12 protein-coding genes and 2 pseudogenes are annotated in these 20,083 nt (G+C 58.8%); 5 read left to right on the top strand and 9 right to left on the bottom strand.

Annotated elements, in window-relative coordinates; translation table 11 throughout:
- The 4 genes from ACFO6X_RS02650 to ACFO6X_RS02635 all read right to left on the bottom strand — a co-directional run.
- Positions 1-5,797: DUF4347 domain-containing protein (locus ACFO6X_RS02650; protein WP_382429759.1), on the bottom strand; the 5,797-nt coding region annotated here is incomplete at its 3' end.
- A 64-nt stretch (positions 5,798-5,861) separates the two neighbouring features.
- On the bottom strand, positions 5,862-6,338 hold the full coding sequence (locus ACFO6X_RS02645; RefSeq protein ID WP_382429757.1) for an FAD synthase family protein: 477 nt from the start codon (positions 6,336-6,338) through the stop codon (positions 5,862-5,864).
- Positions 6,339-6,343: 5 nt separating this feature from the next.
- A complete protein-coding gene (locus ACFO6X_RS02640; protein ID WP_382429755.1) occupies positions 6,344-7,333 on the bottom strand; it encodes a hypothetical protein in 990 nt (329 codons plus the stop codon).
- 759 nt (positions 7,334-8,092) lie between these two features.
- A complete protein-coding gene (locus ACFO6X_RS02635) occupies positions 8,093-8,956 on the bottom strand; it encodes an RCC1 domain-containing protein (protein ID WP_382429753.1) in 864 nt (287 codons plus the stop codon).
- A gap of 216 nt (positions 8,957-9,172) precedes the next feature.
- On the opposite strand from ACFO6X_RS02635, the gene ACFO6X_RS02630 reads away from it, so the two are divergent.
- Positions 9,173-9,922, top strand: coding sequence for a response regulator transcription factor (locus ACFO6X_RS02630; protein WP_382429751.1), 750 nt, complete (start codon positions 9,173-9,175; stop codon positions 9,920-9,922).
- Here ACFO6X_RS02630 and ACFO6X_RS02625 read toward each other — a convergent pair.
- On the bottom strand, positions 9,880-11,718 hold the full coding sequence (locus ACFO6X_RS02625; RefSeq protein WP_382429749.1) for a sensor histidine kinase: 1,839 nt from the start codon (positions 11,716-11,718) through the stop codon (positions 9,880-9,882). The genes ACFO6X_RS02630 and ACFO6X_RS02625 overlap by 43 nt on opposite strands.
- A 73-nt stretch (positions 11,719-11,791) precedes the next feature.
- Between ACFO6X_RS02625 and ACFO6X_RS02620 the strand changes: the two are divergent.
- A pseudogene (locus tag ACFO6X_RS02620) lies at positions 11,792-11,911 on the top strand (transposase); the annotation flags it as partial.
- 170 nt (positions 11,912-12,081) lie between these two features.
- Positions 12,082-12,356: pseudogene (locus ACFO6X_RS02615) on the top strand (transposase); the annotation flags it as partial.
- Between the two features lie 102 nt (positions 12,357-12,458).
- Here the strand turns inward: ACFO6X_RS02615 and ACFO6X_RS02610 are convergent.
- Positions 12,459-13,199 (bottom strand): LytR/AlgR family response regulator transcription factor, encoded by a 741-nt coding sequence (locus tag ACFO6X_RS02610; RefSeq protein WP_382429747.1) that lies wholly within the window; start codon positions 13,197-13,199, stop codon positions 12,459-12,461.
- Between the two features lie 7 nt (positions 13,200-13,206).
- Positions 13,207-14,289 (bottom strand): sensor histidine kinase, encoded by a 1,083-nt coding sequence (locus ACFO6X_RS02605; RefSeq protein WP_382429745.1) that lies wholly within the window; start codon positions 14,287-14,289, stop codon positions 13,207-13,209.
- Between the two features lie 50 nt (positions 14,290-14,339).
- On the opposite strand from ACFO6X_RS02605, the gene argH reads away from it, so the two are divergent.
- Entirely contained in the window at positions 14,340-15,797 is a 1,458-nt protein-coding gene (argH, locus tag ACFO6X_RS02600) for an argininosuccinate lyase (RefSeq protein ID WP_382429743.1), read from the top strand.
- 28 nt (positions 15,798-15,825) lie between these two features.
- Here the strand turns inward: argH and ACFO6X_RS02595 are convergent, their stop codons facing one another.
- Together ACFO6X_RS02595 and serS are read right to left on the bottom strand one after the other, a co-directional pair.
- Entirely contained in the window at positions 15,826-17,808 is a 1,983-nt protein-coding gene (locus tag ACFO6X_RS02595) for a methyl-accepting chemotaxis protein (protein ID WP_382429741.1), read from the bottom strand.
- 120 nt (positions 17,809-17,928) lie between these two features.
- Entirely contained in the window at positions 17,929-19,245 is a 1,317-nt protein-coding gene (gene serS, locus ACFO6X_RS02590; RefSeq protein ID WP_382429739.1) for a serine--tRNA ligase, read from the bottom strand.
- A gap of 65 nt (positions 19,246-19,310) precedes the next feature.
- Here serS and ACFO6X_RS02585 point away from each other — a divergent pair, with 65 nt between their 5' ends.
- Positions 19,311-19,988 carry a CBS domain-containing protein gene (locus ACFO6X_RS02585; protein ID WP_382429737.1) on the top strand — a complete coding sequence of 226 codons (678 nt, stop codon included), beginning with the start codon at positions 19,311-19,313 and terminating at the stop codon, positions 19,986-19,988.
- Positions 19,989-20,083: the final 95 nt, after the last annotated feature.

Here is a 20,083-nt window from a genome sequence, read left to right as displayed (position 1 = left end):
CTTGCAGCAGCGGTTCACCGCTACTGTTCTTGACCAGTGGGATATCGGCCAGCGCGCCATTGGGGGTGTTGGGGTCTTCGGCGCGGCTGTCACTGACAGGGGCAATGGTTTGGGTCGTGGTGGTGGTAGTTTGACCATCGCTGCCTGTTTGGGTGCTGGTCTGTGTTTGTACTGTCGTGCCATCGACAGTTTCGGTGTTGGGCGCTGGAGCTGGAGCTGGAGCTGGAGCTGGAGCTGGAGCTGGAGCTGGAGCTGGAGCCGGAGCCGGAGCCGGAGCCGGAGCCGGAGCTGGAGCTGGAGCCGGGGCTGGATCACCCCCACCCCCGGCACTGATGCCTGACACCGTGATACTGTTGTCGACGAGATCAGCCACCGTGGTCTCCGCTTCGGCACCGGCTGCCCAGTCTTCGGCCCCCGCCAGGTTGTAGGTCACTTCGCCCGTACTGCTGCCACCATTTTTGTTGAGCACGGTTGCCAATGCTGTCTTGTCGGTAGCATTGAGGGTGACGCTAAAGCTGGTGCCATCGGTGATCTCGACACTGCTGGAAGTGAGCGTGTAGGCCGTGCCGTCGCCGGTGATGGTCAATTTGCCGACATCAATGTCGTTGGTAGCGCCGGAGCGTTTGAGGAACCCCGTCCCGGTGACGGCCAGTACGCCCGTGCTGGCGTTGTAGGTGGCACTGGTCAGGGTGGGGGCCGGGACATTGCTGGCCGTGACGGCGTTGCTGGTGAGGTCGGCTGTGGTGGTCGTCGTGGCATCGGCCCCTGCGGCCCAGTCTTCTGCTGCGGCTAAGTTGTAGGGGGTACCAATGGTGGAGCTGGTGCCGTTTTTGTTGATGATTAGATTCAAAGCAGCTTGGTCGGTGGCGCTCAACGTGAGGGTGGCTGCTGTGCCGCTAGCAATGTCCACATTAGCCGTGTCGGTCAAGGTGTAGGTCTCTCCGCCTTCGCCCGTGAAGGTCAATTTGTTGGCCACTATGTCGTTGGTGGCACCGCTGCGTTTCAAGAACCCCGTGCCGGTGAGCACCAAGGTGCCGGTAGCTGCGTCATAGGTGGCCGACGTGATTGTCGGAACAGGAACGTTGCTGACCGTGATGGGGTTGTCGGTGGTATCGGCGGGTGTGTTGGCGTAGCCCGGTGCCCAGCCCGTAGCAGCGGCGAGATTGTAGGCCGTGCCACTGGTGGAAGTGAGCCCGTTTTTGTTGAGCAAGCTCTCTAGCGCCAAATCGGCTGCATTGCTCAAAATCACGGTAAATTGGGTGATAGGTGTCTGCGGCGGCACACCAAAGCTGTCCGTGCCGGTCAGTTCGATGGAGGAACCACTCAGCGTGACCGTCTCTCCCCCTTCGCCGGTGAGGGTGAGCTTACTGAGGTCAATGTCATTGTTAGCCCCAGGATTCTCTGGCAGGTTAGCGCCCGTGACAACCAAGGTATGGGTGGCCGCGTTGTAGGTGGCACTGGTGATGGTGGGCACCACATCCACCGTGACTGTGGATGTTCGCAAAGTGGCGGTGTCCACGCCGTCATTGGCTGCCACCGTGACGGCACGATTGCCTAGAGTGGCGTTGTCCACCGGAGTGGTGTTGTAGTAAATCACCCCGCGCAATACCGTCTCATAGACGGACACTGCCGCCGAGCCGGTGATGTTGAGCACACCTGTGGCAGCGGTGTAACCAACGCTCAGGCTGGCCGCAGTGGCAGCCGCTTGCGCGGCAGTGTTCAAGGATAGACTTTCTGCATTATCGCCATCAGGTCGGCTACTCAGTGTCACGGTCAGGGAGGCCAGATGGGTGCTGTCCACATCGGTTAAGGTGGCGTTGCTATTGGCCATTGCCACCGCTGACCCGCCAGCCACAAAAAGGGTACTGTGGTCATTACCGCCGGTGGTGTCGTTGAGGTCTATCACGGGGGCATCGTTGGTGGCTACCAACGTGACCGTGGCCACTGCGGGGGAACCGCTCGGGGTGCCTGTGTCTGCGCCGCCGTTGGCTGTGCCGCCATTGTCTTGAATGGACGTGAGGGTGACCACTCGGGTGCTGGCAGTGCTGGGGGCTTGGCTGGTATTGCTGTAGGTCATGCCCGTGATCAAGGCATCCATGGTCGAGACGGAAATACCAGCCGTCTTGGTCAGCGTGACCGTAGCCGTGCTACCGGTGACGCTGACGCTGTAGGACATCCCATTGGTGCTGGTTGTGCCGCTGCCCCCGTGGGTCAGGGCAATGGTGCTGCCATCAATGCCCAACTGCTCGGTGCTGTCTGACACATTGGAAACCGTCAGGGTCAAGCCGGTCAGCAGTTGCCCTGCTTCTTGGGTGCTGGCGTTAGAGCTGCCAAACAATGGGACAGCCCCACCGTCTTCGGTGAAGGTGGGGCTGATGCCATTGGCATTCAATGCTGGGGCATCGTTGACGGCAGTGATGTTGACCGTGGTATCGGTGTTGCTGCTAGTGCCGCCATCGCCATCCTTGAGCACAAAGCGCACGGTGCGCGCTGCGGTGCTGGGGTCGGTGGTGTTGGTGTTTTGGTAGGTAATGTTCTGTACCAGCGCCTGTGTGGCAGCGGCGGTGGCATTGGCATTGAGAGTCACCACCAAGTCGTCGCTGCCGGTGCCCCCAGTAAAGGTGCCAATGGTGGTACCACCGTAGGTGACATCGCTGCCCAGTACCCCAATGTCTCCGGCGGCTGTGCCTTGGTGGCGGATAGCTAGCACATCCTCGGTGCTGTTTCGGTTGGCCGCCATCGACACGGTGAGCGTGCCGGTGTCAAAGTCAGCCGAATCAGTATCGGCCACAGCCGCTGGCGTTGCTTGGTCGATTGGTGCAGCAAGGCCGCCTTCGGTAAAGCTCAGGCTATCAGAGGCCAGATGGGTGAGGGTGGGTGCCTGGCTGGGCGCCACCGTGCTGAAGTTATAGGTTGTGTCGTCGGTAATGGCGGCCAGCCCATTGCCTGCGCTGTCATACAGCAAAGTCCCACTCCATTGCACGGCATAGGTCTTGCCCTTGAGCAGGTCTGAGTCGGGGTTAATGGTGAGCTTGTCGCCACTCCAGGTGAGTGAACCAAACGGGTTGGCAGCAACAGAAGGGCCATCGTAATATATGTCGAAGGAGCCCGCCACTGTGTTGTCGGTGACGTTGCGCAGGGTGATGGTGCCACTGCCGAAAAAAGCGATGGTTTCGGACAAGTCGATCACGATGTCGTCGCCCACCGCTACGTTGGTGGCATCGTCCGCAGGGCTGGAGTGGCTACCATCCAAAGTGGGTGCGGTGGTGTCAATCACCACCGCGCTGGCCATCTGTGCTACCGCGCCGATGTTGCCTGCGGCATCGATCTGGCGGGCCTGAATGGTGTTGGCCGCGTAGCTGCCCTCGGCCAGGGTAAAACTGGAGCCCGTGCCTGCGCTCCAGCTCTGGCCGCCATCTGTTGAGTACTCCCATGTGTTGCCTGCCGTCAAGCCGCTCACATTGATGGAGTTATGATCTTTTCCGGTAATGCCATCGCTATTCGAGATACCTATGTCAGATAGCAGCGTTATGGCGGTGGGGGCACTGGGGGCCGTCAGGTCGAGGGTGACGGTGTGGCTGGTAGAGCTAGTGCTGCGGTTGCCCACCTGATCGGTGATAAAGGCGGTAATACTCAACGTTCCGGCGCTCAGTGCCGGGGTGGTGATATCCAGGTAGCCGTTGAGGATGTCGTTCGCGCCCAAGGTGGCAGTTGCCATCTCATTTATCGTGCTGTTCAGATACAACTGCACCGTGTCGCCAGCGACGGCATCGGTGTTTGTGAGCGAGACGCGCACGGTCAGTGTTGCGTCGTTGGTCAAGCCCCCCGAAGCCACTGGGCCGATGATGCGGTCTACATCGTCGCTGACGCTGGTGATGGCCGGTGGCCCAGGGGCTGTGGTATCCCCCACCGCCAGGCTGGCCGTATCCGTGGCTGCCGAAAACCCCAACACAGGCTGGATCACTTGCAGGCCCCAGCCGCTCATCGCCACATAGGCATTGTTGCCACTGACGGCGACACCATAGGGCATGCCGTTGGTGTAGTAGGCGCTTGCCAACGTGGGGTTGGCGGGGTTGCTGATATCGATGATCTCCAGGCCCTTCGCTAAATCCGTCACATAGGCGTAATTACCACTGACGGTAACACCAGTGGCTGAGAAGAGTAATGAGGGGCCGGTGCCTGCCGGCGTGGGGCTGGCGGGGTTGCTGATATCGATGATCTGCAGGCCCGCGGTGCCATCCGCCACATAGGCGTAGTTGCCACTGACGGCGACACCCTGAGCATTGCCGCTGGTGTCGTACGTGCGTACCAGCGTGGGATTGGCGGGGTCGCTGCTGATATTGATGATCTGCAGGCCCGCGCTGCCATCCGCCACATAGGCGTAGTTGCCACTGACGGCGACACCCATAGCATTGCCGCTGGTGTTGTAGCCGCCTACCCACGTGGGGTTGGTGGGGGTGCTGATATTGATGATTTGCAGGCCCGAGGAGCCATCTGCCACATAGGCGTAGTTGCCACTGACGGCGACTCCCCGAGCAGAGCCGCTGGTGTCGTAGGTGCCTGCCGGCGTGGGGCTGGCGGGGTTGCTGATATCTACGATCTGCAGGCCCGTGGTGCCAGCCGCCATATAGGCGTAGTTGCCACTGACGGCGACCGCCGGAACGGTGCCGGTGTTGAAGGTGCCTACCCACGTGAGGCTGGCGGGGTTGCTGATATCGATGATCTGCAGGCCCGTTAAGTTATTCCCCACATAGGCGTAGTGGCCACTGACGGCGATACTCCGCGCAGAACTGCCGGTGACGTAGGAGCCTACCAATATGGGTGCGCTACTTCCCCCGGTTTGCCCATCGCTCCACCCCCCAGTGCCATCCCAGGCCTTGAAGGTGATGGCATTGCTCAGGTTGCCGTTGTAATTGGCCTGGGGTTGGAAATACAGGCGGTTGTCGGCATCGGCTTTCAACACCAGCGCCGAGCTGTCCGATACCGTGCCCGTCAGTTGCGTCCAGTGCCCCCCCCCATCGGTGCTGTAGTACAGCGTGCCGTTGCTGTTCACCCCGGTGATGGCGATGCCCGCCGGGTCATTATCGGCATCGCTGTAGTTGTTCAAGTTGCCACCGTTGTCTATCAAGCTGCTCACCAGCACACTGTTGGCGGTGCTGCCATCGGTGGGCGCGCTCAGATTGGCCGGCACGGTGCCCAGCGTGGGGGATGCGGTGGCATTGAGCACCGGGCTGGCCAACACCTGTTGCCATGCGGGAGCCGCTATGGGGGCGGTTTCAATCAGGCCACGGGTGGTTTCTAGCCTCCAATCGCCCCCCAAGTTGGCCGCGCCAGTGGGGTTGCTAGAGGCAGCGATGTCGGCCCCCGTGGCTTGGGCCAGTGTGCCGATAAAGTCTATGCCCATGGTGCCGCTGGCCACATTGCAGCCATAGAGCAAAAAATCGCCCTCGGCGCTCAGGCTCTGGCCGATTTGCGCCAGCGTGTTGCTGTGTTCATCAAGGTTGCTGGCCTCTAGTGTCAGCGCGCCTAGTTGGATGGTGCCTGCGCTGCCATGTGTTAACAGGTGAATGGCATCGACAGTGCCCGACGCTTTGTGCGCCAGCCAGTCGGCCATTTGCGCCAGGCCATTGCCCCGGCTGTCCAACACAACCACCTCCACGCCGGGGCGTACGCCTGCGGCCAAGGTCTGCCAGTCGGTCACGTTGTCGAGCACAAAAGCAACTTCGGTGCGCGCGTGGTTCTGGTCGGGCTGGCCGCTGGTGTACGAGGTGCCTAAAAGGTCGGGGGTGGAGATCATGGGGGTTTCCTAGAGATTAAAGAGTGGTGCTAGAAAAAACAGAGGCCAAAAACCTCGGGGCGCTTTATGGGTGAAGCACTTTTTGCCGCAGCGCCGTGCTCGAAATGCCTTGGGTGTAAGGCAGCACCCGGCAAATCAGGCCATGCTGGGCCAGCAAAGGCCGCAGGCGTTGCCAGCGGGGGGTGTCTATCCACTCGCTGCTGACAAACAGGGTGTTTACGCCCCAGTCGGCCAGCCAGCGGGTGGCTTGGGTGGTTTGATCCAGCCCTACGTCAAACAGACAGGCTTCGTCCACACAGCGCAGACCCTGAATCACTTCCAGACGGTGCGCCTCGTGGCACACGGTGGCCCGCCCTTTGACGTGGCGCAGCAGTCGGTCGGTGCCAACGCCTACCTTCAGGTATTGGCAGTGCTGGCGTGCCGCAGTCAAAAAGCGCAGGTGTCCGACATGGAGCAGATCAAAGGCACCAATGGTGCCGCCCACCACAGGGGCATCAGGGGGGAGGGGATTGGCTGGTGGATGGGGGGAGTGCGTCAACATGACTATCAATACGGCAATCCAAGTGGTAATGGGCTGGCATCAGGCGCAGTAAAGGCACGTACCACAGGGTCGGTGGCATCCAACTTGGCCAGAATGTGCAAGCGGCGGGCCACTAGCTGGGCCTGCCCTTGCAGCCAGGCTTCAAGTACGCGCAGCGCACCCCAAGCCCGGGTGAAGTGGGTGTGGGCGTGCAGGGCGGGGGTTTCCAGCGTGCCGTCAAATGCACCATCGGGGGTGCGCCAACCTGGGCCGTACAGTTGCATCAGCAGTTGCTCGGGCTGGCATACGGCCCAGTGCATGCCCCACGGGTGGGATGTGAGCTCCAGTTGAATGGGGGCCAGCTTGAGCAAGCGGCCTTGCTCACGTGGCAAACCGACAGGCCACCAACCACCCCATACACATGGCTGGGTGGCATCCCATTCGTAGCCCAACAAATCCAGCGTGACCGGATGTTGTGTATGCACAAAACTGCGAAAATTAACAGCGTTCACGGTTACCCGCGCGGGCTTCCAGCCCAGTGTGGGCATGGCGTTGGCAGCCGTTTGCAGTTGCCCAAAGGGCACCCCCACGTCCAAGTCTTTGTCTTTGGGCAGCAGGCGGCCTTCGCGCACCAGGCCCAACAAAGAGCCTGCCGTGGGAAAAGCCGTCAGCCCCAGTGCCGCCAAGCCCACGAGGGTATGGCGCAACAGGGCCAAGCCAGCATCGGTATCCATGGCCGTAGGGGGCTGTGGCGTGGGAGCAGGCAAGGGGTGACGGGCGGCGCGTTGCGCGGCGGTGTGCAACACGGCCAAACAGGCTTCCATCTGGTTGGCGGAAAATAACGCTAAACCGTGGCACAGCTCCAGTCGGATGCGGTGCATCTTGGCAAAGCCCTGCCCGTCCGTTGGCAGCAACGACAAAGCCTTGGCAAAGATAGCCACCGCATGGGGCTGCGTGAGGATGGCATGTGCGGCCTGCCACACTGCGTCTGGATCGGAAAGGGTAATGGTACGCATGTGCATCACAGCACCTACCCTCTGGGATAGGACAGCCATGATGCATAGAGCGCGTGTGAACCGGATGCTGGTGAGTACACATCGAGCCAACCGGCCAACAACACGACAACAGCATGCTGCAAAGCGAACACTACGGATAGCCAACGGAGCATCTGCGCTTGCTGGTTCACATGGGCTGAGGTAGGCGTACAAACAAGGCGTGCATTGGCCCGTGAGCCTGTGTCCATCGAACCAGAGACAGCGACAGGTTGTGCATCCACTGCTGTCAGATGATGGACGGGAGCTACCGTCAGTAGGGGATGTTGAGTGGGGAACATGGCAAAACGCGACCTAGACCGCCACCATCCTAGGCTGAAGAGATGGATCGATGTCTAATCAATCATCACCAAACCTTGCCAAACCTTGCACTGCCCCCCTTTAAGACACCGCAACTCCATTGCTTGTGCTGGCTGTAAAGGCGTTACCTTGTACAAAAGCCTGTGTCACCCGGTACGCGGGAAGCCCCGGAGTTCAGTCCGGGGTTGAGAGCGCGAACGGCGTAGCCGTTCTTAGGTGCTAAAATTCTTGCCCGTGTAAACAAGATTCCGAATTCTCCCGCCATTAGGCACTTGGAATCGAGCACAGAAATCTCCGGTAATTTGCCGTCCATTAGTGGAATCCGAAAGGTAGGCATCTTGCTGAATAAGTCAGTGCAAGCTGATGCGGCGGGGCATCGCCGTCTAGCAGTAGGAATCTCCGGGGTTTAGCCCGGAGAGGATGTCAACCCAAAACAAACGCCGTATGGGTGCCACGGCTGTTACCACTGTGGCGCCTACCGCCCCAAGTGACCACCGTGCCATCGCTTTTGAGCGCCCCAAAGGCAAAATCGTTCGCAAACAACTGTATGACTCCGGAGGCCAACGCTCTGCGAACAGCATTGCTGTTACCACCGTTATGGGAGTCCCCCCAAGTGACCACCGAGCCGTCACTTTTGAGTGCCGCAAACGCAAAGCCGGTTGCACACAACTGCGTGACCCCTGAGGCCAGCGCAGTACTGACCGCACTGCTGTTGCCGCCGTAATGGGCAGCACCCCAAGTGACCACCGAGCCGTCGCTTTTGAGTGCCGCAAACGCAAAGCCGGTTGCACACAACTGCGTGTTCCCCGAGGCCAGTGCAGTGCGAACCGCACGACTATCGCCCCCGCTGCGCGCACTACCCCAAGTGAACACGGCACCATTGGCCTTGAGTGCCGCAAATGCCGCACTGCTCCCGCATAACTGCGTGACCCCTGAGGCCAGTGCAGCACGGACAGCACTGCTGTCACCCCCGTAAGAAGAATGGCCCCAAGTCACCACCGAACCGTCGCTTCGGAGTGCCGCAAAGGCAGCATCGGTAGAGCACCGCTGCGTGATCTCCGCTGCCACGGCAACACTATTGTTTAACAGCAACACCCATTCATTGCGCTGGCGGGTCTTACTTAAAGTAGGGTAACGATAGTGTATGAACAGAGGTGTGGGATTGGCCCACGGCAGAACATGGGAATGACCCCAGAGATGGCCTAGCCACAGGCCACCAAATTGGCGATGACCAAGCGCATACAGGCGATGCAAAAGCAGATCGTGCGATGGGCTGGCTGCGAACATGGTGGGAACCCAGTCTTGAAGGTCTAAAAATGAAGTGCAACACTTCAAAAGATCGACAAAATAAGCTGCTATTTTTATAGCAAAAAGAACGGTAGCCATCTTAGGCAGCAAAGATCGACAGATGTCTAATCAATGCTTACCAATTCTTGCCAATTCTTGCGCTACCCCTCCGTTAGTACCCACATCAGGTCGCATGCGCCCTATAGTTAGCAAACCATGCATACATCTGTTCCCACCACGATTGGTAGCCCGATTCTCTTTGTGATCGACGATGACGCTAGCTTGCGTGACGATTTGGTTGATTTTTTGGGGGCCGAGGGTTATCGAGCGGTGGGTTTTGCCAGTTATGAACAACTCGCCCCTGTGAGCGATTTGCTCCACCCCCATTTGGTACTTTTGGATTTGGGGTTGCCTGGCCTGGATGGCCTGGATGTGTGTCGTGTGCTACGCACCCGCTGGCCGGGGATAGGCGTAGTCATGCTCACCAGTCGCAGTGGTGTTGAGCACCAGCAAGCGGGCCTGCAAGTTGGGGCGGATGCCTATTTGCTCAAAACGGCCACTTTGCCACTCGTAGAGGCCACGGTGGCAAGCGTGCTGCGCCGCTTGCGTTGGAATGTCCGAGATGTCAGCCCGCCAGAGCCCCCCGCTGTGGCTACGGGCTGGGTCTTGCGTGAAAATGATCAATGTCTACAGGCTCCCCAAGGGCAAGAAGCGTTGCTGTCGGTCAACGAATTTCGGTTGGTACAAGCCACCGTATTAGCCAAGGGAGACCCTGTGCCTCGACCTGTGCTCCTGCAACTGGTAGGTAAGGAAGATACCGAGATCAATCGTCGCAACCTAGATGCTGTCATCAGCCGAATTCGTGCCAAGGTTCGGCGCCAGACAGGGTTTGACTTGCCGCTACGCGCGAGCTATGCCAATGGCTATGCGTTTGTGCCGGGACGAGAGTCGGATGCCGCCACCTGACCAAACTCTAGTACCCAGCGCACGCCACGAGGGTGGCGGGGTTGAGCATGTAATTGACCACCGTGGGCCTTGGCAATGTGTGCCACCAACGACAGGCCTAAGCCAAAGCCCGGCTGCTCTTGTGTGGGTGGGCGTAACAAGGCACTATGGCCTACCAAGGCGTATTGCTCGGGCCGCAGGCCAGGGCCCTCGTCGTCTACCGTCAGTGTCACCCCTGTGCCTTGTGTTTGGGCCTGAATGGTAATTTCACCTTTCTGCCCAGCATATTTCAGTGCGTTAATCAGGATATTTTCTAGGGCCAGCTTGCCCAACAACGGATCTAGCACCACAGAAATATCTTGATCTTGGGGCCAAATAATGTGCAGCCGGGCCTGAGGGTAGTTAAGGGTAAATTCGGTATAAACGCCTTGCATCCACTCGGCCAAGTTGACAGAGACGGGCCGCAATTGTGCCTGGCCCGATTGCAGTGCCGCATTGTTTAAAAACACTTCAACCAACTTGCCCGACTCAAAAGCCCAAGCTCGCATATCACTCAAACGCCGTCGTGTGCGCTCTGGCCCGACCCATTCACGCAATGCCATTTCGGCGGAGCGTCCGATGCGCGCCAGCGGGTTGAGCAACTCGTGTGCTACAAAAGCAGAGAATGCCCGAATCTGAACCTGCTGCTCAGCCAACTGGCGTTTTTGAAATGTAGCCTCGCGGTTTTTTCTCTCACTGTGGAGCACAGACCAATTGGTAGCCACCGCCAGCAGCACCACATGCACCAGTGCTGATACATCAAACACCAAACTAAACCAAGGATTAGAAGTAATAATCCCGGCCACACTCAGGTTTAATGCAACGGCGGCAAGCACACTAACAGCAAAAGCCAACACAAAAAGCCCCAATTGCAACCGATTGGCGGGATAGCACCTCATGAACCATATGGCCAAACCAATGCTGAATACAATCAACACTAATACCCCCAGCAAGGCAGCCAAAGCAGCCCATCGGTAGGCCTTTGTGTTGATAGTGCCCAAGCTGCATATAAAAAACACGAAGATACCTTGATATATGCGCAACCACTGTGGCTTGGTGTGACGTAAATCCAGCGCCCTGGCCCACAATAAAGCACTCGCAGCAGGAACTATCAAAATTCCAAAGCCTGTGACCCAGTTCGCCCACCCTGGTGAACCCATCAGGTCGTTCAGGAGTAATGGCTGTTGGGTTCCGACAAAAATGGCTAACAAGCACACCATGTACAAGCTATAAGACCATTGAATCGGTTGACGCAATACCGCCGCAGACACGGTATACATGCCCGCCGCTAATAGGTATAAAGTAAAAATAGCCCCTGCAGACAGCAGTTCAGTGGGCAGGGTTTGAATAAGTTTGGCCTCCTCAATGAGACGAACGGAGATATTCATGGCGCTAGTGGTTTGTATCCGTAATAACCACGTTTGTGGCTGTGTGCTCACTGGCAGACGCACCCCGTGGCGGGTGGGATGCACCCGTTCTGGTTTGCTGGGTACCGAATCCCCCACTACTGCCAATGGCTCGGAGGCACCCCAAAGGTACAACTCCATCCGATCAAGATAGGGCTGCCCTAGCAGCAGTATGTGGCCATGGGATGCAGCCAGTTTCGTTGGTGTGGCAGGCACATCAAAACGCAGCCACAGCACCCCGCTACGGTAGCCAAAGAAGCCATGGTTCGTATCGAGCTGCCACGCAATGTGGGGTTGAATCACTTGCTGCGCAGTTTGCGTGCCAGCATCATCCCAGTGCAACAGCCACTGTCCAGACAGGTCTTGCGCCACTGCAGTTCCTGTACTGAAAATCAAACATAAAAATAATCCCCAAAGATGAATCAGTGGCGCATGGATTGTCATGATCCAACAAAAACTCTGGGGTGGATCACTATGGTCTCCATCGTACTTTGCGGGCAGTTGTGGCGGGGTACCTATCGAGGCGATTCGTCAGTACATTCAACAACAGCAAACGCCGCATTGATCGCTCACAGGACACCTGCGGTGTCCGCGCTATCCTTCCCGGCCCTGAAGAACCGGGTTTGACGGGCATCCTGATCAATGAGTAACTCCACATGATCGGCGTCCCCGCCAAATTCTACTAGAGCGTGTTATGAACTCTGACTTGACCCAGAAGCAGAGTGAATTGTAGTCATGCCCCACAAAGCCTACCCTACCGATGTCAGCGACGAAGAATGGGATTTCGCTCTATCGTCTTGGCACTGATCACCACCAAGGCTCCACAGCGTCACCATGATCTGCGCGAAGTCCTGAACGCCCTGCACTGACTCCTGCGTGCTGGAGCGCCTTGGCGCATGCTGCCCAATGATCTGCCTCCTTGGGAAGCGGTATACCAACCAACACACCGCTGGCTGCAGGCTGGTTGCTTTAAGGTGATAACCTCGGATCTGCGCTCTAGCATTCGTGTTGCTTAAAGCAAACAAGGCCAGCGCAACTTTCTGGTGTTTGTGGTGCTGATGTGGCCAACGGCGAGCCAGATCTTAGCTACCGCTGGCAGTTCATAACACGCCCTAAGCCATCAGTGCTTCACGCACCACTGGCACCTGCCGCCGCGATACTGTGAGCCACTGCGCTAACCCATGCAAACGCACTGCCCACACTTCGCCATCTTGTGAATCACGGTGTTTTTCTAGGGCGCGGATGGCATGGCGGGCTACCAGTGCATTGCGATGGATACGCACCCAATGCGCACCGTAGCGGCTCTCCAGCTCACTCAAGGCACCATCGAGTACATAGCTGTGCGTGGCGGTACACACGGTGACGTATTTCAGCTCTGCTTTGCAATAGAGCACTTCGGCCAAGGGCACACGTTCGGTGCGGCCCCGATCTTGGATCAGCAGCACCTCGCCCACAGCAGGCTCTAGGCCCACAGCAGGGGGTGCAGCCAATACCCGCCCCACCTTAGCCAACGCCTGTTGCAAGCGTTCGCGGCGCACCGGTTTGGTCAGGTAGTCCACGGCGTCCAATTCAAAGGCGTTCAGGGCATGTTCGGTATGTGCCGTGACAAACACCACCGCGGGTGCATGGGCCAAGGTGTGCAATTGCCGCGCCAATTGCAAGCCATCTTGACCGGGCAAATGGATGTCTAACAACAACAAATCAAAGGGCTGTCCACTGCCCGCCGCACTCAGCAATGCCAACGCCTCGTGGGCGGTGGCAGCCTGCGCCAGCTGGTGGCTACCTGTATCGGCCAACAGGGTGTGTAAACGGCTGCGGGCCAGCGGCTCATCGTCAACAATCAGAATATTCATGGTGGTGCTAAACAGAAGCAGGGGCAGGCAGGGTGATGCGCACTTCATACACATCGCCGTGCATGCCCGCCCTGAAATCACACTGCACATCATGCAGCAACAACAACCGCGCGCGCACATTGGCCAGAGCCATGCCGTGCCCCCTGGCCCCCACAGCACCGCCAGACTCCTCTGCCACTGGCAGGGTGTTGGTAATACGCACCACCACCCGGCTGCCCCGCAGTTGGGTGCAAACACGCAATTTGCCTCCCCGTGCGCAAGGCTCCACGCCATGCTTGACAGCGTTTTCTACCAAGGGCTGCAACAACAGGGGCGGTAGCAGGGCTGCACTGGCACGGGGATCAAGGCGCCATTGCACTTGCAGGCGCTGACCGAAGCGCACCTGCTCAATAGCCAGATAACGCCGGGCCAAGGTAATCTCCTCTTCCAACGTAACGGTCTCGCCCTGCTCGGTCAAGGCGCTGCGAAATAAATCGCTCAAATCTTCCAGCAATGCCTCGGCCTTGGCCGGTTCGTCACGCACCAAGGCAATCGCACTGTTGAGGGTATTGAACAAAAAATGGGGTCGGATGCGCGACTGCAACTCGGCCAGCCGGGCGGTGGTGGCCGCTGGCGTACGGGCCTGCGCCCGCAGCATCAAGGCAACCATCAGTATGGCGGCCAATAAGGCGCCACTGGCGGCGCTAGCCAACCAAGGTGCAGGCTGTGCCGCCTCCATCCATGCCAACATGGCGCAGGCGTACAAACCCGCCAGTGCGCCCAGCACCACCCCGGCAGCCCACTGCCCTGGCGGGCCCAAGCGTTGAAGCCACTGCTTCAGGCTACAGGCCGTGACCAGCCAAGCCAATGTGGCGGGCAGCACAGCCCCCGTGAGCAGCGCCAGCCGGGCCAACCATTCGAGCGGACTCTGACTGCCAAACAAAGCGCCCACGCCCACCACGGTTTCCACAAACAACACCGCCCGCAACACCACACCGGCATGGCAGGCATCAAAGACCAGCACGCGCCCAATCTCCACCCGGCCCTGCGGATGTGTGGCTTTGGCAGCAGGTTGAGAGAGCGGGGTCGATAAAATTCGCGTCTTCTGCATTGCGGCATCCGGCTGTTCCGGGTGTCTGTTTCACCGGATTATTGCCTCCCATGTCCACCAGCCAACCTACGCAGCCCTCCCACAACCAGCTCGACACCAAAGCGCAAGCCTGGTCAGCCTTGTTTTCTGAGCCCATGAGCGATCTGGTCAAGCGTTACACCTCCAGTGTATTTTTTGACAAGCGCCTGTGGCAAGCCGATATTGCGGGCAGCTTGGCCCATGCCGAGATGCTGGCCGCCCAAGGCATCATCGCCCCAGAAGACCAAGCCGCCATCGAGCGGGGCATGGCACAAATCAGCCAAGAGATTGAGTCGGGTCAGTTTGAATGGAAACTGGATTTAGAAGACGTACACCTGAACATTGAAGCCCGCCTGACCCAACTGGTGGGCGATGCAGGCAAGCGCCTGCACACAGGCCGCAGCCGCAACGACCAAGTGGCAACCGATGTGCGCCTGTGGCTGCGCAGTGAGATTGACCTGATTGGCGGCCTGCTCACCGAATTACAAAAGGCGCTGGTCGAAGTGGCAGCCAAAAACATCGACGTGATTTTGCCGGGCTTCACCCATTTGCAAGTGGCCCAGCCGGTCAGTTTTGCCCACCACCTGCTGGCCTATGTAGAAATGTTTGCCCGCGATGCCGAGCGCATGGCCGATGTACGCAAGCGCGTCAACCTGCTGCCCTTGGGCAGTGCTGCATTGGCTGGCACCACCTACCCACTGGATCGGGAGCGCGTAGCCCGCAGCTTGGGCATGGAAGGCGTGTGCCAAAACAGCCTGGACGCCGTGAGCGACCGTGACTTTGCGATTGAATTTACCGCTGCTGCCAGCCTGTGCATGGTACACATCAGCCGTTTGAGTGAAGAACTCATCATCTGGATGAGCCAGAACTTTGGCTTTATCAAGATTGCCGACCGCTTCACCACCGGCAGCTCCATCATGCCGCAGAAGAAAAACCCCGATGTGCCTGAACTGGCACGCGGCAAAACGGGCCGTGTGGTCGGCCACCTGATGGGTTTGATCACGCTCATGAAAGGCCAGCCACTGGCCTACAACAAAGACAACCAAGAAGACAAAGAGCCGCTGTTTGATACGGTAGACACGCTCAAAGACACTTTGCGTATTTTTGCCGAGATGGTGGGCGGCCAAGTCAACCCCACCACTGGGGCCAAAGAAGGCGGCATCACCGTCAATGCACCAGCCATGCAAGAGGCCGCCAAGAAGGGCTACGCCACTGCCACCGACCTGGCCGACTATTTGGTGAAAAAAGGCCTGCCCTTCCGCGATGCCCACGAAACCGTGGCCCATGCCGTCAAGGCGGCCACCACCCACGCCTGCGATTTGTCTGAGTTGCCCCTGACGGTGCTGCAAGGCTTTCACCCCTCCATCGAGAAGGATGTGTACGACTGCCTGAGCCTGCATGGCTCGCTCAACGCCCGCAACACCTTGGGTGGCACCGCACCAGCACAGGTACGGACGCAAATTGCACGGCACCAAGCGCGCTTGGGCTAACCCACGCCAGCCCCTGCCGACACACGCCTCAAAGCATGCGGAACTGCGCTACCCGCTCTGACAACGCGTGGGCCTGCTCCCGCAGGGTGGTAGAAGCCGCCGCTGTGTGTTCAACCAAGGCCGCATTTTGCTGCGTGCTGTGCTCTAGTGCCTTGGTGGCCTCATCCACCTGTCGAATGCCCTGAGCGCCCGCACGGGCCTCAGTTGCAATATCGCTGATCAACTGGCCAATTCGGTCGGCATGGGCGCGCACCTTGGCAATCGAGGCTCCGGCCTCGTTGGCGACCTGCACGCCATTGTGGGCTTGCCCCACACTGTCAATGATGAGTTGGCGGATTTCGTGCGAGGCAGCAGCACTGCGCTGGGCCAAATTACGCACCTCAGCAGCAACTACAGCAAAACCCCGTCCAGCCTCACCAGCCCGTGCGGCCTCGACTGCTGCATTGAGCGCCAATATGTTGGTCTGAAAAGCAATGCCGTCAATGGTGCCGATGATGTCATTGATCTTGCTGGAGGCGGTGCCAATGTCATCCATCGTAGCCACCATGCGCTGCATGATTTGTCCAGCCTCATGTGCTGCCGTAGCGTTGTCCATCGCCATCGCGGCCGCTTGCTCTGCATTTTGGGCACTGTTTTGGATGGTGCCAGAAATCTGGGCCATTGCCTGTGCGGTTTCTTCCAAGGTACTGGCTGCCGCCTCGGTGCGTGCCGACAAATCCACCGAGCCTTCGGCAATGTCGGCACTGGAGCCCACAATCTCGTCGCTGGCCATGCGTACGTCACCCACAATAGAGCGCAGCGCATCTTGCATTTGGCGCATCGACAGCATGAGCACCGCAATATCGTCAGCCCCCCAAGGGTTGGGTTGGGTGGTCAAGTCACCACTGCTCATGGCCTCTAGGTGGCGGCGTGTCTCTTTCAGTCCACCATCCATCACGCAATAGAAACTATAGAAAAAATAACCAGCCAAGGCCAAAGCCAACAGAATCAAGCCCATCGACAAGTTGCGCTCTGCCTCGGCAGCCACCAAACGTGCCTCCAGCCGTTGGTGTACCACCTGCATGGCTTTGGCTTGGACAACGTACAAATCAGCCACCAACTGGCTGCCCTGACGCCACCAGCCATCCACATCCCCCACCAAGGCGGGGTCGGCCTTGGCAAACACTTTATCGGCCTGGCCCACATAGGCTTGGGCACGCTCCAGCACGGCAAGGTCTAGTTGCTTGTCTAAAGCAGGGGCTGCCTTGATGGCGCCTTTGAGCCACGCTTGGCTTTCGGCCACATGCTTTTGTGCCCGCGCACTCCAGCCAAACACCCGCTGCATGGCGGCCAGATTCTGCAACTGCCCCACCAGCGCCACGGTGCCCCAACTGCGCATTTGCCCCACTGCCTCGGCCAAGAACGGCACTTCACGGGTATAGGCCATCAGCAACTGGAGGTCGGCAGCATCGGCATCCAAAATCATGCCCGAGCGGGCTGCAATGAGGTTATCGTACTCTACCGTTTTGTGTAATGCCGCTTCAATGGCCTTGATATCGGCCTGTGTTGGCAGGGCATCCAGCACTTGGTGCAACTGCTCGGCTTCTTGGCCCAAACCCAAGCGGTCGATATGGTCGCCCTCTACCAAACGCAAGTCAGCCTCGGCTTGGTGCAAGGCTTGGTGTGCCTGCTGCAACAGTGGCGTAGCCGCCACATAACCCGCCCCTTGAGCGCGGCTGGCATTGCGCAAATCGGTGAGCGCGTGCAGTACGGGCGCCAGCCGTTCCACAATCGACACCCCGGCCTGCTCTTTGCGCAAACGCTCAATGCCTTGCTGGGCTGCACTCAAATACAGCACCACCCCCACGAGCGTAGCCAACAAAAACAAGCTGCTCACAATGGCCGCTTTGGCACCAAAGCGCAACTGCCGGAACAACCGTATCCCCAACGACCAGACACCGTGGTGCGCAAAAAAGCCCGCACTTTGATCAGCCGAAGGGGCGTTTGTAGAAGAAGACAGAGGACGAGACATAAGGGGCTGGAAAAGTAATCCAGCCCCTGATTGGGCCATAGCCCTACCGACCCTGCAACATTTATGTCAATTTCCCTACATTTTTTAACATCTTCTACATCAACCAGAAACTAAAAAGCTTTAGGGGATAAGATGTTCCAACCCACCAAGATAAGGGCGCAGTGCCTCAGGCACCGTTACGCTGCCATCTTGGTTCTGGTAGTTTTCTAACACGGCCACGAGGCAACGGCCCACGGCCAAGCCTGAGCCGTTCAGGGTGTGTACCAGTTCGTTTTTGCCTTGGGTGTTTTTAAACCGCGCTTGCAGGCGGCGCGCTTGGAAGGCCTCGCAGTTGCTGACAGAGCTGATCTCACGGTAGGTGCCTTGGGCGGGCAACCAAACTTCCAAATCGTAGGTTTTGGACGCACCAAAGCCCATATCACCACTGCACAAGCTCATGACGCGGTAGGGCAGGCCCAACTTTTGCAAAACGGCCTCCGCATGGCCGGTCATTTCTTCGAGCGCCGCATAGCTTTGCTCGGGATGCACAATCTGCACCATCTCTACCTTGTCAAACTGGTGCTGGCGGATCATGCCGCGTGTGTCGCGGCCATAGCTACCAGCTTCAGAACGGAAACAAGGGGTGTGCGCTGTCAACTTGATCGGCAGTTCAGCTTCTTGCAGCACCACATCGCGAACAAAGTTGGTCAGGGGCACTTCGCTGGTCGGGATCAGGTAGAGCGCGGCATTGTCTGGCACCGGCTCGCCATCTTGGCCTCCCTTTTTGGCCGCAAACAGATCGCCCTCAAACTTGGGCAACTGACCAGTGCCCTTGAGCGAGTCGGCATTGACGGCATAGGGCACATAGCATTCTGTATAGCCATGTTCTTGCGTTTGCACGTCCAGCATGAACTGGGCCAACGCGCGGTGCAGACGCGCAATACCACCCTTCATCACCGTAAAGCGTGAGCCAGACAGTTTGACGCCCATATCAAAGTCCAGCCCCAGCGGGGTGCCCACATCAACATGGTCTTTGACGTCAAAGTCAAAACTGCGCGGCGTGCCCCAGCGGCGCACTTCGACATTACCGGTTTCATCACTGCCCACAGGCACGCTCTCGTGCGGAAGGTTGGGCACGGCCAACAGCAAGGTTTGCAGTTCGGCCTGTATCTGCTCCAAACGGGTGGCGGATTGCTCCAGTTCGGTTTTGAATGCCGCTACTTGGGCTTTGGCGGCTTCGGCACCGTCTTTGTCGCCCTTGCCCATCAGCATACCAATCTGTTTAGAGAGTTGGTTGCGCTGGGCCTGCAACTCCTCGGTGCGGGTTTGCAGGGTTTTTCGCTCGGCATCTAAGGCTTGGAAGGCCTCGACGTTGAGGAAGGCTTGGGGGGTTTTGCGGGTTTCGAGCCGGGCAATGGCCGAAGCAAGGTCTTTGCGAAGGAGGAGGATGTCTAGCATAGTCCGATTTTAGGCGGCAGTATCGATAACATCGTCATCCACATCGGCCATCAGGAGTGCTGCGTATGTTCTTTGTCTTTGGCCCTTCGGGGCAGATGTACCGGGGCGGCCCAGAAAACCTGGCGAAGATTTCGCCTGTGCGTGGTGTTCGTCGTCCCTTGGCATTGCGCACCCGTGCCGCAGGCCTGCATGGTGAAGAAGCAGCCCCCCTGCCACTGCCTGCCCCCACTACCACAGCCCCTGCGCGCACACTGCGGGCACAGGATGCTGTGAGTGCCTATACCCGCAGCAGCGGGCAATCTCCCCCGCGTCAACCCCTGACACTGGTGCGTGACGTGATGACGCGTGGTGCCCTGACAGTGCCATTGTCGGCCCGGGTGCATGAAGCATGGCAAATGTTTACCCGCTACCAAGTGGGTCAGGCACCCGTACTCAATAGTGTGGGCCGGGTGGTGGGGCTGCTGCTGCGCACCGACATGGGGCCACCAGACCTGTTGCCCCCCAATGACCAAGCGGCAGAACGGCTCGCCAGCGCCCGTCGGCCTGTGGCCGAAGTGATGGTCAGCCCAGTGCCTACGGTGTCAGAAGATACCGAACTGCGCCGCTTGGCTGGGGTGTTGCTCGAGACGGGTTTGCCCGGCCTGCCAGTGACAGACGACAGTGGTGAGCTGAAAGGTTTTGTCTCACGCACTGATTTGTTGCGTGCCATTGCCGCAGACCCACCACTGGACTTATGGAGTTAGAACTGGCTACGGCGTCTGCGGTAGTAGCCGTCAGAGCCTAGCCTAGGCCACACGGATGACAAAAGGCAAACCACAGACCATTGCTTCCAAGCCCC

The organism is Giesbergeria sinuosa (assembly GCF_042652905.1).
In the GTDB taxonomy this organism is placed as follows: Bacteria; Pseudomonadota; Gammaproteobacteria; order Burkholderiales; family Burkholderiaceae_C; genus Simplicispira; species Simplicispira sinuosa.
The sequence above is the reverse complement of the archived record's forward strand: the minus strand, read 5'-3'. Positions and strand labels throughout refer to the sequence as shown.

What these genes read in the sequence shown, in the direction of transcription:
- ACFO6X_RS02635 (WP_382429753.1), bottom strand. Translation starts at nt 8,956, where the DNA reads ATGTTCGCAGCCAGCCCATCGCACGATCTGCTTTTGCATCGCCTGTAT.
- serS (WP_382429739.1), bottom strand. Translation starts at nt 19,245, where the DNA reads ATGCTAGACATCCTCCTCCTTCGCAAAGACCTTGCTTCGGCCATTGCC.
- argH (WP_382429743.1), top strand. Translation starts at nt 14,340, where the DNA reads ATGTCCACCAGCCAACCTACGCAGCCCTCCCACAACCAGCTCGACACC.
- ACFO6X_RS02605 (WP_382429745.1), bottom strand. Translation starts at nt 14,289, where the DNA reads ATGCAGAAGACGCGAATTTTATCGACCCCGCTCTCTCAACCTGCTGCC.
- ACFO6X_RS02595 (WP_382429741.1), bottom strand. Translation starts at nt 17,808, where the DNA reads ATGTCTCGTCCTCTGTCTTCTTCTACAAACGCCCCTTCGGCTGATCAA.
- ACFO6X_RS02630 (WP_382429751.1), top strand. Translation starts at nt 9,173, where the DNA reads ATGCATACATCTGTTCCCACCACGATTGGTAGCCCGATTCTCTTTGTG.
- ACFO6X_RS02645 (WP_382429757.1), bottom strand. Translation starts at nt 6,338, where the DNA reads ATGTTGACGCACTCCCCCCATCCACCAGCCAATCCCCTCCCCCCTGAT.
- ACFO6X_RS02640 (WP_382429755.1), bottom strand. Translation starts at nt 7,333, where the DNA reads ATGCGTACCATTACCCTTTCCGATCCAGACGCAGTGTGGCAGGCCGCA.
- ACFO6X_RS02610 (WP_382429747.1), bottom strand. Translation starts at nt 13,199, where the DNA reads ATGAATATTCTGATTGTTGACGATGAGCCGCTGGCCCGCAGCCGTTTA.
- ACFO6X_RS02585 (WP_382429737.1), top strand. Translation starts at nt 19,311, where the DNA reads ATGTTCTTTGTCTTTGGCCCTTCGGGGCAGATGTACCGGGGCGGCCCA.